The sequence below is a fragment of the Brenneria alni genome (assembly GCF_003666245.1).
Classification (GTDB): domain Bacteria; phylum Pseudomonadota; class Gammaproteobacteria; order Enterobacterales; family Enterobacteriaceae; genus Brenneria; species Brenneria alni.
Map to the genome: position 1 here is coordinate 1 of NZ_MJLZ01000062.1, position 13,887 is coordinate 13,887.

At 49.3% G+C, this 13,887-nt stretch carries 14 protein-coding genes and 1 other annotated feature; of the genes, 4 read left to right on the forward strand and 10 right to left on the reverse strand.

Annotated elements, in window-relative coordinates:
• Positions 1-336 precede the first annotated feature (336 nt).
• Positions 337-1,731 carry an L-cystine transporter gene (locus tag BIY29_RS18615; RefSeq protein WP_170158978.1) on the forward strand — a complete coding sequence of 465 codons (1,395 nt, stop codon included), beginning with the start codon at positions 337-339 and terminating at the stop codon, positions 1,729-1,731.
• A 61-nt stretch (positions 1,732-1,792) separates the two neighbouring features.
• Here BIY29_RS18615 and BIY29_RS18620 read toward each other — a convergent pair whose 3' ends face one another.
• Together BIY29_RS18620 and osmE are read right to left on the reverse strand one after the other, a co-directional pair.
• The gene (locus BIY29_RS18620; protein ID WP_121576527.1) at positions 1,793-2,266 is read right to left on the reverse strand and encodes an RcnB family protein; all 474 of its coding nucleotides are present in this window, start codon (positions 2,264-2,266) and stop codon (positions 1,793-1,795) included.
• Positions 2,267-2,613: 347 nt separating this feature from the next.
• A complete protein-coding gene (gene osmE, locus BIY29_RS18625; RefSeq protein WP_121576528.1) occupies positions 2,614-2,946 on the reverse strand; it encodes an osmotically-inducible lipoprotein OsmE in 333 nt (110 codons plus the stop codon).
• Positions 2,947-3,179: 233 nt separating this feature from the next.
• On the opposite strand from osmE, the gene nadE reads away from it, so the two are divergent.
• The gene (gene nadE, locus BIY29_RS18630) at positions 3,180-4,004 is read left to right on the forward strand and encodes an ammonia-dependent NAD(+) synthetase (protein ID WP_121576529.1); all 825 of its coding nucleotides are present in this window, start codon (positions 3,180-3,182) and stop codon (positions 4,002-4,004) included.
• Between the two features lie 192 nt (positions 4,005-4,196).
• Entirely contained in the window at positions 4,197-5,915 is a 1,719-nt protein-coding gene (locus BIY29_RS18635; protein WP_121576530.1) for an ABC transporter ATP-binding protein, read from the forward strand.
• 92 nt (positions 5,916-6,007) lie between these two features.
• Here BIY29_RS18635 and ihfA read toward each other — a convergent pair whose 3' ends face one another.
• The 8 genes from ihfA to thrS form a co-directional block, all read right to left on the reverse strand.
• Positions 6,008-6,304 (reverse strand): integration host factor subunit alpha, encoded by a 297-nt coding sequence (gene ihfA, locus BIY29_RS18640; RefSeq protein WP_009112984.1) that lies wholly within the window; start codon positions 6,302-6,304, stop codon positions 6,008-6,010.
• Between the two features lie 4 nt (positions 6,305-6,308).
• Entirely contained in the window at positions 6,309-8,696 is a 2,388-nt protein-coding gene (gene pheT / locus BIY29_RS18645) for a phenylalanine--tRNA ligase subunit beta (RefSeq protein ID WP_121576531.1), read from the reverse strand.
• A gap of 15 nt (positions 8,697-8,711) precedes the next feature.
• Positions 8,712-9,695 (reverse strand): phenylalanine--tRNA ligase subunit alpha, encoded by a 984-nt coding sequence (gene pheS / locus BIY29_RS18650; protein ID WP_121576532.1) that lies wholly within the window; start codon positions 9,693-9,695, stop codon positions 8,712-8,714.
• Positions 9,696-9,756: 61 nt separating this feature from the next.
• Positions 9,757-9,882, reverse strand: a sequence feature (Phe leader region).
• The gene (gene pheM / locus BIY29_RS18655; protein WP_121514181.1) at positions 9,832-9,876 is read right to left on the reverse strand and encodes a pheST operon leader peptide PheM; all 45 of its coding nucleotides are present in this window, start codon (positions 9,874-9,876) and stop codon (positions 9,832-9,834) included. (Overlaps the previous feature by 45 nt.)
• 148 nt (positions 9,883-10,030) lie before the next feature.
• A complete protein-coding gene (gene rplT / locus BIY29_RS18660) occupies positions 10,031-10,387 on the reverse strand; it encodes a 50S ribosomal protein L20 (RefSeq protein ID WP_121576533.1) in 357 nt (118 codons plus the stop codon).
• Positions 10,388-10,429: 42 nt separating this feature from the next.
• Positions 10,430-10,627, reverse strand: coding sequence for a 50S ribosomal protein L35 (rpmI, locus tag BIY29_RS18665; protein ID WP_109054964.1), 198 nt, complete (start codon positions 10,625-10,627; stop codon positions 10,430-10,432).
• A gap of 99 nt (positions 10,628-10,726) precedes the next feature.
• A complete protein-coding gene (infC, locus tag BIY29_RS18670; RefSeq protein WP_072065893.1) occupies positions 10,727-11,269 on the reverse strand; it encodes a translation initiation factor IF-3 in 543 nt (180 codons plus the stop codon).
• A gap of 3 nt (positions 11,270-11,272) precedes the next feature.
• Positions 11,273-13,201 carry a threonine--tRNA ligase gene (thrS, locus tag BIY29_RS18675; protein WP_121576534.1) on the reverse strand — a complete coding sequence of 643 codons (1,929 nt, stop codon included), beginning with the start codon at positions 13,199-13,201 and terminating at the stop codon, positions 11,273-11,275.
• A 529-nt stretch (positions 13,202-13,730) separates the two neighbouring features.
• On the opposite strand from thrS, the gene BIY29_RS18680 reads away from it, so the two are divergent.
• On the forward strand, positions 13,731-13,887 hold a 157-nt coding region (locus BIY29_RS18680), incomplete at its 3' end, for a transposase (protein ID WP_147437145.1).

Sequence of the window (13,887 nt, forward strand, 5' to 3'; positions counted from 1 at the left end):
GTGTGTATTCTGTGTCTAAATCACCTATTTTTATATGAAGTTTATTTTTTAATACTTCTTTCGCGGTTTAGGGCGTTTATTTTCATCTCCGATGCGATGACCGCCCTATTTTTTTTGTTATTCAGGTGATGGTCTATGATCCCTTGTTCATTTCCTGACGAGGTGAGGCGGGTATTGTCATATCACAGATTTTCGCTCAGGCATGAGCTGATATCGGTTACTTATCAGCGGTCAATCTTCCACATCGATATAACAAACTTATAAAAGAACTGATATCCTGTCCACGTTTATCATTTTGAAAAAATTATTCATATAACTGATAAGGGAGAGGTGGAGATGAGTTTTTCGCTGCTGTTAAATATATTGGCGTTTGCCGCCCTCTTGTTCTTACTGGGATTCGCCGGCAAGAATAAGTCATGGAGTCTGGCAAAAAAAGTATTACTGGGTCTGATTATCGGCGTGCTGTTTGGTCTGGCATTACATCTGATCTACGGCGGCGATAATCCTGTTATCAGGCAATCGGTCGCCTGGTTTAATATTGTTGGTAACGGTTATGTTCAACTGTTGCAGATGATTGTTATGCCGCTGGTATTCGTCTCCATCCTGAACTCGGTCGCAAAGCTGCATAATGCCTCTTCGTTGGGGAAAATCAGTGTGTTAACGCTTTCCACCCTGCTGTTTACCACGCTTATCGCCGCTTTAGTCGGGGTTTTCGTGACGACGCTGTTCGGATTAACCGCCACCGGGTTAGTTCAGGGCGCGCAGGAAACCGCTCGCTTGTCGGCTATCGAAAATAACTATGCGGGCAAGGTAGCCGATCTAAGCATACCGCAGATCATTCTTTCATTTATTCCTAAAAATCCTTTTGCCGAACTGACCGGGGCCAACCCTACGTCAATTATCAGCGTGGTTGTTTTTGCCGTTTTTCTCGGCATTGCCGCGCTGCAATTGATGAAAGATGACGCCGCAAAAGGCGAGCGCATCCTGGTCGCTATTGATACGTTGCAATCCTGGGTGATGAAACTGGTCCGTCTGGTGATGAAGCTGACGCCATATGGTGTGCTGGCGTTAATGACTAAAATGGTCGCCAGCTCCAACCTACAGGATATCCTCAAACTGGGTAGTTTTGTGGTGGCATCTTATCTGGGCCTGGCCATCATGTTCGGCGTTCACGCACTGATTCTGGCGCTGACCGGCATCAACCCAGCCCGTTTTTTCCGTAAGGTATGGCCGGTGCTGACGTTTGCTTTTACCAGCCGCTCCAGTGCGGCAACCATCCCCCTCAGCATTGAGGCGCAAACCCGTCGAATTGGCGTACCCGAATCCATTGCCAGCTTTGCCGCTTCTTTCGGCACCACCATCGGTCAGAACGGCTGTGCCGGACTTTATCCTGCCATGCTGGCGGTTATGGTCGCCCCGACTGTCGGCATTAATCCACTCGATCCGTTATGGATTGCCACGCTGGTCGGTATCGTCACCATTAGTTCAGCAGGGGTGGCCGGTGTTGGCGGAGGAGCAACCTTTGCCGCGCTGATTGTTCTGCCAGCCATGGGGCTACCTGTTACGCTGGTTGCTTTGCTGATTTCTATTGAGCCATTGATTGATATGGGACGGACGGCATTAAATGTCAGCGGATCAATGACGGCGGGGACGGTCACCAGCCAGATATTGAAGCAGACGGACAAGCGCGTGTTTGATGCCAGGGAAGAAACAGCGTTGGCGCATCAATAGCGTTTAAAACGACAATGACGTGTCGGTAGTTGCATACCACCGACACGTTCATCGACGATGATTAATTTAACGCGCTGTTTAGCAAAATAGCCGTAATTATTCCCGTAGCCGCCGCGATCAAAACGTAATTACCATTAACGTAAGCCCAGTGATGGCCAGCAGGGGGTTGACGTAACCCACGCATGCGCCAGTCATTCACCCGATAACCATCCCCACGATAACGTTGCGGAACCGGGTGGCCTCTTCTGAAATCATTTCCCCCCCATACAAAGTGATCGCGCTCACGGAAGTTGCCGGTATTCCGACGCTCTCGGGAAGTTTGCCTTACCTCGTTTTTCCTTCTGTCATTATGGCGGTTATTGTTAGATACGTTTCTTTGATTACCGCGAGCATCAGGCGCCTTTCTGCGCTCACCGCTGTTTTGGTTATATTTATGCTCTTGCGGCCCATTCGGCCTTTCAGCAAAAGTGATGGGTGAAAAAGAACTTGTGACCAGAAGTAACGACATCGTCAGAGCCAGGGTTTTCTTCGTCATTGCATTTTCCTCGACGCATTTACAATCTTGTAAACCGATTAGCATCAATATCGGTTACAACCTCACAGGGAAGAAGACAGAATTATCTTAAACGCCCTTGCCTGACAATAATTTACCAAATTCAGGCAAATTTTTAACACTTCAGACAAACCCTCATTATTGTTTTATTCAGAGGCAGTCATTGCAGGATGGTGCTTTTAGCAGGCAGGATTTGCACAGAGTGACAGACCATGCTGAAGTCCACTGTTCTCCGAGGAGAAAGTGTCTTTCAGCATGTTTTCAAGTATGTAAATTCAGATATAGCAGAGGGTCACATAAGCCCATAAGCTACGTTATGACGTTTATTATTACCGCTGCGGATTGGTGTCGTACTCCTGACAACTCTGAAAACCCTTGTTCAGAACATGCCCGGTTTCATCGTAACTGACAAAATAACTTCTCGCCGTTCCATCACGGTTTTTCAGCAGATAAGTGGTGCAAGTCCCTCTCGCATTGGTCATTCTTATTTCCGTTGCGCCCGAACCAGCAATTTGATGAACCTGCTGTTTCGTCATCCCCGTTTTTACATCTTTGACAACGGGTTCCGTCATATAGCTTTCCGCTCGATTATACGCCGTACACCCAGAAAGCAAGACTGCACCTGCAGCCGCAAAACACAGCATGAGTCGATTATTTTTCATTGATTGCATTACCTCATATGAATGGGTCATAGATAAGGCTAGATGGAAAACGGTGTTTTTTCAAATTATAACCATACTTATGCGCATATTAGTTAAACGCAAAGCGTACTTCACCCATAGGTAAAACAACTGGCAGCGCGCTTGTTCTTTTTCTTCAAGCCAAATAGCTTTACACTCCGATGATTAAGACAATTTTTGGCAGGATCAACAAGTTAAGTAAAGGGGGGGACGTTATGTCATTACAACAAGACATTATCACCGCGTTGGGCGTCAAAAGCCGTATCGATCCAACACAAGAAATCCGTGTCAGCGTTGATTTTTTAAAAAGTTATCTGACGGCACATCCATTTGTGAAATCGTTGATTTTAGGGATCAGCGGAGGTCAGGACTCCACGCTGACCGGTAAACTGTGCCAGACAGCCATCACTGAGATACGTAACGAAACCGGTAATCAGGATTACCAATTCATCGCGGTACGTTTACCTTATGGTGTTCAGGCAGATGAAGCTGACTGCCAGGACGCTATCGCTTTTATCAAACCGGATAAAGTGCTGACCGTTAATATCAAGCCTGCGGTAGAAGCCAGCGAAGCCACACTGAACGCGATTGGCATAGCGCTTTCCGACTTTGTAAAAGGCAACGAAAAAGCCCGTGAACGCATGAAAGCTCAGTACAGCATCGCCGGGATGAGCGCCGGTCTGGTGGTGGGAACGGACCATGCGGCAGAAGCAGTGACCGGTTTCTTCACTAAATACGGTGATGGCGGCACGGACATCAACCCAATATTTCGCCTGAACAAACGCCAGGGTAAGGCACTGTTACGTGAATTGGGATGCCCGCCGAATCTTTATACCAAAGCGCCGACCGCCGATCTGGAGGACAACCGCCCTGCGCTACCGGATGAAGTCGCGTTAGGCGTGACTTATGAGAAAATTGACGATTACCTTGAAGGTAAACAAATCGATGCAAAAGATGCAGCGATTATTGAAAACTGGTATCTCAAAACCGAACATAAACGTCGGCCACCGATTACCGTGTTCGATGACTTCTGGCGTTAATGCTCTATCGATTTTACTGAGCGGATGCTGACAACGGCATCCGTTAATAATGATTACCACTGGTTTGCTGCTCTGTTGGCTGGCGACTCGGCAATCACCACGATAACCTGCTCATATTCTTCTGATTATCCCTTTCGGGACAATTACCTGTTATAGTCGTTTTCACATTTATTTAACTCAAAAATTTATTGTATGTTACGGCGTTTCTTCTCTTACTACGCCCCTTACAAGGGGTTATTTGTGCTCGATTTCGGCTGCGCTATTATCGCAGGCTTACTTGAACTCGGTTTTCCGATGGCGATCAAAGCGTTCATCGATACGCTGCTGCCGGCGCAAAACTGGTCGCTGATTTTACTGGCGTCGATCGCCCTGCTGGCGGTTTATCTGTTAAATACCGGGCTAATGGCAATCGTGAACTATTGGGGGCACGCGCTGGGCGTCGGCATAGAAACCGACATGCGCCGACAGGCGTTTGAACACCTGCAAAAGCTGCCATTCCGCTATTATGACAACGTTAAAACCGGGCATATCATCACTCACGTCACCAAAGATCTGGAAGAAGTGGGGGAAATCGCGCATCACGGCCCGGAAGATCTATTCATTGCCATCATGACCTTTATTGGGGCGTTTATCCTGATGGCGACAGTACACCTGCCATTGGCGATGCTGACCATTATTATCGTGCCGTTTATGACGTTTCTGGTGAGTCGTTATGGCGCACGGATGACGGATACCTGGCGACAGTTGTTCGGTCAGGTGGGCAATTTTAATGCCCGAATTGAAGAAAGCGTCGGCGGGATCCGTGTTGTGAAGGCTTTCGCCAATGAAGCGCACGAAACACAGCTATTTTCCCATGACAACGAAAACTACCGCCGTACCAAATTGCAGGCTTATCGCATCATGACCGCCAGCCTGACACTCAGCTACCTAAGCACACGCCTGATACAGCTTATCGTAATGCTGGCAGGTATCTGGTACGTCATTGCAGGTGAACTCTCCTATGGCGGTTTTGTCGGCTTCCTGCTGCTTATCGAAGTTTTTTTCCGTCCGGTCGCCAAAATCACTTCTGTGCTGGAAAGTTATCCGAAAGGTATCGCCGGTTTTAAACGCTTCACCCAGCTTATCGATACCGTGCCAGACATTACCGACTCCCCTGGGGCGTGCGACGCCGGGCATTTAAAAGGGAATATCCAGTTTAACCAGGTCGGCTTTGGTTACTCTCCCGACCGCCCCATCATTCATAATGTTAATCTGTCTATTCGGGCAGGCGAAACCGTCGCTTTCGTTGGCCCCTCCGGCGCAGGTAAAACCACGCTCTGTTCATTACTGCCGCGTTTTTACGATCTGACCAGTGGCAGCATTACGATTGATGGCACGGATATTCGGGAAATGACGCAGGTATCGCTACGCAGTCAGATAGGTATCGTCCAGCAGGATGTGTTCCTGTTTGGCGGCACCATCCGTGAAAATATTGCCTATGGAAAACTGGGTGCCAGCGACGACGAAATCATGCAGGCAGCGCAACGCGCCAGGCTGGATGAGTTAATTGAGGCGTTGCCTGACGGATTGGATACCATCGTTGGTGAACGAGGAGTCAAGCTGTCCGGCGGCCAGAAACAGCGTTTATCCATTGCGCGTATTTTCCTGAAAAATCCGCCGATTCTGATTCTTGATGAAGCCACCTCGGCGCTGGATACGGCGACGGAACAGGCGATACAGCAATCGTTGAGCGAGCTTTCCGCAGGCCGCACTACGCTGGTCATTGCGCACCGTCTGGCAACGATACAGAACGCTGAACGTATTGTGGTGGTGGATAATGGCGGTATTATCGAACAAGGAAGTCATCAAGCGCTGCTGGATCACAGCGGTATTTATGCCAGCCTGCACCAGGCACAGTTCGGTCACGCCTGATTCTCTCAGCGAAGGCTTCTCCCCTCCGCTTTTTATTTCCGGCGTACCCAAAAGGAAAAAGGCCGCTTATGCGGCCTTTTTGGTTATCACGTTTACTCTTTGGGAGAGGCGTTCTCTACCCTGCTTTTTAACTTCTGCCCCGGACGGAACGTGACCACACGGCGCGCCGTAATCGGAATATCCTCGCCAGTTTTTGGGTTACGTCCCGGTCGTTGGTTTTTGTCTCGCAAATCAAAATTGCCGAATCCCGACAATTTGACTTGCTCGCCATTTTCCAAAGCGCGACGAACTTCTTCAAAAAACAGCTCGACTAGCTCTTTGGCATCCCGTTTGCTTAAGCCAAGCTTCTCAAACAGGTATTCTGACATTTCAGCTTTAGTAAGCGCCATAGGTTCAATCCCTCAAGGATGCTTGGAATCGCTGTTTTAATGCTGCTACACATTGTGCAACGGTAGCGGCAATTTCCTCTTCTGCCAGTGTACGAGAGGTATCTTGCAAGATAAGGCTCACAGCCAGGCTCTTATACCCTTCCGCTACGCCCTTACCTCGGTACACGTCGAATAAGTTTACGCCAACTAACTGATTTGCGCCAACTTTCTTACACTCGGCTAAAACATCGCCAGCAGGCACATTTTCAGCCACTACCACAGCGATATCACGGCGGTTTGCAGGGAAGCGAGAAATGTTGCCCGCATCAGGCAGCACACGGTCTGCAACCTTGTTCCACAGCAGTTCAAATACCACGGTACGACCATTTAAATCCAGCTTACGCTCCAATTCCGGGTGGATAACCCCAATAAATCCAATGCGTTCCCCGCACAGATAAATAGCAGCACTTTGCCCCGGATGCAATGCAGGATTACTTTCCGCTCTGAACTCAACGTCGGATAATTTACCCGTCAATGCCAGTATCGCTTCCAAATCGCCTTTTAAATCATAGAAGTCAACGGCCTGACGCGCCAGATCCCAATGCTCTTCATAGCGGCTGCCGGTAATCACACCCGCCAGCATCACATCCTGGCGAATGCCCAGATCGGCGCAGCTGTCCGGCACAAAGCGCAATCCACTTTCAAACAAACGCAGGCGGCTCTGCTGGCGGTTCTGGTTGTACACCACCGCGCCCAGCAACCCGCTCCACAAGGAGAGACGCATGGCTGACATCTCTGCTGAAATCGGACTGGGCAGGTTCAACGCCTGTTCACCGGGATGGATCAGCGCCTGAATTTTCGGATCAACAAAACTGTAAGTAATTGCTTCCTGATAGCCATGATCGACCAATAACGTCTTGACGCGTTTGAGAGACAGCGTCGCTTCGCGGTGTGACGTCATCGTCAACGGCGCGAGCGTCGCGATGTTGGGAATGTTGTTGTAGCCGTAAAGACGGGCCACTTCCTCTACCAGATCTTCTTCAATTTCCATATCAAAACGCCAGCTTGGCGCAATAGCCTGCCATCCGGCATCGGTCTTGGTTACCTTGCAGCCGAGACGCTGCAAAATATCACCGACCTGATCGTCAGCAATAGGGTGACCAATTAAGCGGTCGAGTTTTTCACGGCGCAGCGTGATGGTTGCTCGATCCGGTAAATCCGCCTCACTGGTCACGTCCACCACCGGGCCAGCATCACCGCCGCAAATATCGATCAACAGACGCGTTGCGCGCTCCATCGCCTTATACTGCAAAGCAGGATCGACACCGCGCTCATAACGATGAGACGCATCGGTATGCAAACCGTAGCGACGCGCACGTCCGGTAATCGAAAGCGGGTTAAAGTAAGCGCACTCCAGCAGCACATTCCGGGTATCTTCATTGACACCAGAATCCTCACCGCCAAAAATCCCGCCCAGCGCCAGCGCTCTTTGCTTATCGGCAATCACCAGCGTGTCGGCGTTCAGTTTCACTTCATTGCCATCCAACAGCGTCAACGTTTCATTCTCCTGCGCCATACGGACAACAATGCCGCCGTCAAGACGATCGAGGTCAAAGGCGTGCATCGGTTGGCCTAACTCCAGCAAAACGTAGTTGGTGACGTCAACCACGGGATCGATGGAGCGAATACCACAGCGGCGCAGTTTTTCACGCATCCACAGCGGCGTAGCGGCCTTAACGTTAATACCTTTAACCACACGCCCCAGATAACGCGGGCAAGCCTGCGGCGCATCAACCTGAATAGGAAACGTATTCTGGATAGTCGCCTCAACGGGCGTGATTTCCGGCTCCGTCAGCGCTAACTGATTAAGCACCGCCACGTCACGCGCCACCCCGATGATCCCCAGACAATCGGCGCGGTTTGGCGTCACACTGATTTCAATGATGTTGTCGTCCAGTTGCAGATATTGACGAATGTCCGTACCAATTGGCGCATCCAGCGGCAGCTCAATAATACCATCGTGATCGTCTGAAATGCCCAGTTCAGAAAATGAGCACAGCATCCCTTCCGACGGCTCGCCGCGCAGTTTGGCGGCCTTGATCTTAAAGTCGCCCGGCAAAACCGCCCCCACCGTGGCGACAGCCACCTTTAATCCCCGACGGCAGTTAGGCGCGCCGCAAACGATGTCCAGCAGGCGATCGCCACCCACGTTGACTTTTGTTACGCGCAATTTATCGGCGTTCGGATGTTGTCCACACTCAACGACTTCCCCTACCACCACACCGTGGAAAGCACCGGCAACCGGCTCCACGCCATCCACTTCCAGGCCAGCCATGGTGATTTGTTCGGATAATGCCTCACTGTCGATCGCCGGGTTTACCCACTCGCGTAACCAGAGTTCACTGAATTTCATGATGATATTCCCGCCTTACTTAAACTGTTTGAGGAAACGCAGATCATTTTCAAAGAATGCGCGCAGATCGGTGACGCCGTAACGCAGCATGGTCAACCGCTCCATGCCCATGCCAAAGGCAAAACCGGAATAGACTTCCGGATCGATGCCCACATTACGCAGCACATTAGGATGCACCATGCCGCAGCCCAGCACTTCCAGCCACTTGCCATTTTTCCCCATCACATCAACTTCAGCAGAGGGTTCGGTAAACGGAAAATAGGAAGGACGGAAGCGGATTTGTAGATCTTCCTCAAAAAAGTTGCGCAGAAAATCGTGCAAGGTTCCTTTCAGGTTGGTAAAGCTAATGTTTTTATCCACAATCAGCCCCTCCATCTGATGAAACATTGGCGTATGCGTCTGATCGTAATCATTACGGTATACACGACCAGGGGCAATGATACGGATCGGCGGCTGCTGGTTTTCCATGGTGCGGATTTGCACACCGGACGTTTGGGTTCGCAGCAAACGGGTAGCATCGAACCAGAAAGTATCGTGATCGGCGCGTGCGGGGTGATGTCCGGGAATATTCAGCGCATCAAAGTTATGATAATCGTCTTCGATTTCCGGCCCCGTCGCCACGGAAAACCCCAGCTCACCGAAAAAGGTTTCAATGCGATCGATGGTGCGAGTCACCGGATGCAGACCGCCGTTTTCGATGGTTCGTCCCGGCAGAGACACATCAATGGTTTCCTGTGCCAGACGAGCATTTAATTCAGCCGACTCCAGCGCCTGCTTACGCACATTCAGCGCCTCCTGCACGTCCTGCTTGGCCTGGTTAATGACGGCGCCCGCCGCAGGGCGTTCTTCAGCAGGCAGCTCGCGCAGCGAGGTCATCTGAAGGGTTAAGTGACCTTTTTTGCCGAGGTATTCGACGCGCACATTATCCAGCGCGGCAACATCCTGGGCCTCTTCTATAGCTGTTCTGGCTTTGGCAACCAGCTCTGCGAGATGTGGCATTGTATTCCTCTTCTTCTGCCTGTACGGCCAATTGTCATGATTGGAAAATTGTGTCGTATTAAATAAAAAAGCCTCCCTTAGGGAGGCTTAGGCGCTACTTTTCGTTTCTTTTCTTATGCGCAAAGCCACCCGGAGTTCAGGCGCTAAAGTAAAAAAAGAAACGGAAAATAGCAGTATGCATACTTGCGTTACCTTGTCGTCATCGTAATACGGGAAAATAAGACAGCGTTATTGAAAAATGAGACTCACAAAATGTCAACACTAATAGGCGTTTCTCTGAACGCTAACGCGGCCAACAACTAAAAGAGGGAGCAATGCCCCCTCTTTTAACTGACTTATGCCAGCGCGATTTTCGCTTTTTCGACCAGTGCGCTAAAGGCGACTTTGTCGAATACAGCGATATCAGCCAGGATCTTACGGTCGATTTCAACAGAGGCTTTTTTCAGGCCATTGATGAATTTACTGTAAGACAAGCCATTTTGACGGGCTGCTGCGTTGATACGTGCAATCCACAACTGGCGGAACTGACGTTTACGTTGACGACGGTCGCGGTAAGCGTATTGACCAGCTTTGATTACTGCCTGAAAGGCAACACGATAAACGCGCGAACGGGCGCCGTAGTAACCTTTCGCTTGTTTCAGTATTTTTTTGTGACGTGCACGAGCAACCACACCACGTTTTACGCGAGCCATATGCTCTCTCCTAAAGTCTTATTCTATATTCAAAAAGGTTACTTATGCGTAAGGCAGACATGCAACGACCAGGCCCAGATCTCCTTTGGAGACCATACCTTTCGGACGCAGATGACGTTTACGTTTAGTCGCTTTTTTGGTCAGAATATGACGCAGGTTAGCATGTTTACGCTTAAAACCACCTTTGGCGGTTTTTTTGAAGCGTTTAGCGGCGCCGCGTACTGTTTTGATCTTTGGCATGTTAATTTCCACTTCGCATTGTTAATTACAACGAATCAGATAAGGCGAACAAAACCCGCACAGCGCGAACGCGGCGCGGGTTCCAGTTACTTGAATGCCTTACTGTTTCTTCTTAGGTGCGAGCACCATGATCATCTGGCGGCCTTCAATCTTCGATGGGAAGGATTCAACTACTGCCAGTTCACTCAGATCGTCACGAACGCGGTTAAGCATTTCGATACCGATCTGTTGGTGCGCCATTTCACGACCGCGGAAACGCAGCGTGATTTTGGCTTTATCGCCGTCTTCCAGAAAGCGAACCAGGTTGCGTAGTTTGACCTGATAGTCGCCATCATCAGTACCAGGTCGGAATTTAATTTCCTTAACCTGAATAACTTTTTGCTTCTTCTTTTGTTCCTTTGTAGCCTTACTCTTCTCATAGAGGAACTTGCCGTAATCCATGATTCGGCAGACCGGCGGCTCGGCGTTCGGACTGATTTCAACTAAATCAACACCTGCTTCCTCGGCTTTTTCTAATGCTTCATTGAGACTGACAATGCCAAGCTGTTCGCCTTCGACGCCTGTCAGGCGTACCTCTTGTGCGCGAATCTCTCTGTTGATGCGATTAGGACGCGCCGGTTGAACTCGTTTTCCGCCTTTAATACCTTATTCCTCCAATTGATGAAGACTACGGCTGCGAATTTCTTGATGCAGCTTACTGATCACTTCATTAACGTCAATGCTTCCCAGATCTTTGCCGCGGCGGGTACGGACAGCAACTTTTCCTGCCTCAACCTCTTTATCGCCACAGACCAGCATATAGGGAACACGCCGTAAAGTGTGCTCGCGGATTTTAAAGCCTATCTTCTCATTTCTCAAGTCTGCTTTTACGCGAATGCCTGCTTCTTGCAGTTTTCTGGTCAATTCGCTGACATAATCAGACTGGCTATCGGTGATATTCATAATCACCACTTGTACCGGAGCCAACCAGGTTGGGAAAAAACCGGCGAATTCTTCAGTAAGGATACCGATGAAACGCTCCATTGATCCCAGAATAGCCCGGTGAATCATTACCGGCACCTGACGCTCGTTACTTTCTCCCACATAGGAGGCGTTCAGACGACCCGGTAGTGAAAAGTCGAGTTGCACCGTACCACACTGCCAGGCGCGATCCAAACAATCATGCAGGGTAAATTCAATCTTAGGACCGTAAAATGCGCCTTCCCCCGGCTGGTATTCAAACGGAATCTCATTTTCCGCCAGCGCAGCAGCCAGGTCTTCCTCAGCACGATCCCACATTTCATCACTGCCGATGCGCTTCTCAGGACGGGTAGACAGCTTCACCACGATTTTTTCAAAACCGAAAGTGCTGTACATATCATACACCATTTTGATACAGCTATTTACTTCATCACGCACCTGCTCTTCCGTACAGAAAATATGCGCATCGTCCTGAGTGAAGCCGCGCACACGCATTAGTCCATGCAGCGAACCTGACGGTTCGTTACGGTGGCAACTGCCGAACTCGGCCATACGCAGCGGCAAATCTCGGTATGATTTCAATCCCTGATTGAAAATCTGGACGTGCCCAGGGCAGTTCATCGGCTTGATGCAGTATTCGCGATTTTCAGATGAGGTGGTAAACATCGCGTCTTTGTAGTTATCCCAGTGCCCGGTTTTCTCCCACAGCACCCGATCCATCATAAATGGACCTTTCACTTCCTGATACTGATACGCTTTGAGCTTCATGCGCACAAAGGCTTCCAGCTCACGGAAGATGGTCCAGCCATCATTGTGCCAGAACACCATGCCTGGCGCTTCTTCCTGCATATGGTAAAGATCGAGCTGTTTACCAATCTTGCGATGATCGCGTTTTGCCGCTTCTTCAATACGCTGTAAATAGGCGTTGAGCTGTTTTTTATCTGCCCAGGCGGTGCCGTAAATACGCTGCAACATTTTATTGTTGCTATCACCGCGCCAGTAAGCACCCGACGTTTTTTGCAATTTAAAGTGATGACAGAAACGCATATTCGGTACGTGCGGCCCCCGGCACATATCGATATATTCTTCATGATGATATAACCCAGGGCGATCGTCACGACTGATATTTTCGTCCAGGATGGCGATTTTATAAGTCTCGCCGCGTGCGGCAAAAGCATCGCGCGCCTCCTGCCAACTGACTTTCTTCTTGATGACGTCATAATCTTTGCTGGCAAGCTCATGCATACGCTTTTCAAGCAGATCGATATCTTCCTGAGTCAAAGTACGATCGATATCGACATCATAATAAAAACCGTTGTCAATTACCGGGCCAATCGCCATCCGGGTATCGGGCCATAATTGTTTAATCGCGTGCCCCAGCAAGTGAGCACAAGAATGGCGGATAATCTCCAGACCCGCTTCATCTTTAGCGGTGATGATGGCTAATTGGGCATCGGTTTCAATTTTGTCGACGGCATCCACCAGTTCGCCATTCACACGTCCTGCGATACAGGCTTTTGCCAGACCGGGACCGATATCAAGCGCGACATCAAGGGGAGAAACCGCATGGTCGTAATGACGCTGGCTTCCATCAGGAAGCGTAATAACAGGCATTATAATTCCCTTATTTGCAGTGGTGACCCACACGAAAGATCACATACAAAAAACAATTTTCTATAATTTCAGATGATTGCATATCAAATCAGACCCACAATGTCAGATTGACAAGCAAGTTGGTACACAGTTTCACCGTGCACACCCTCGGACGAAAAACAGCCGGGATAATATCATTAAATAAGCCAGGGATAAACGAGCACCTAGTGTATAAATCAGCCGCCTAAAATTCCATGCTGAAATTATGGCTATAGGGTGAATCTGTTAATTAGCCCAATTTATTTAAAAAGAGCGAACGTTATTCTGCTGCATGATATTCATCGTTTTATTGATTCCCGTTCACCATTTACAATGGACTTATTAATCAATTAACCAGCAACTCCCCCACCTTTATAGAGGAAAAGAAGTATGAAGACGAAATTTTTGACCGGTATTCTGGCTGGTCTTTTTGCTGCTGTAGTCCCCCCTGAATTTAGTCTTACCGTTTAATAGAGTTCTCTGGTTAAAATACAACCAGAGGAGGCTCATTATGAAGAAAGCGCGTTTCACTGAAACTCAGATCCTGCGGGTTTTGAAAGAAGTTGAAGGTGGTCGGCATGTGAAGGATGTGTGCCGCGAAAACGGTGTGTCGGAAGCCAGCTATTACAACTGGAAATCTAAATACGGAGGCATGGAGTCCTCTGATA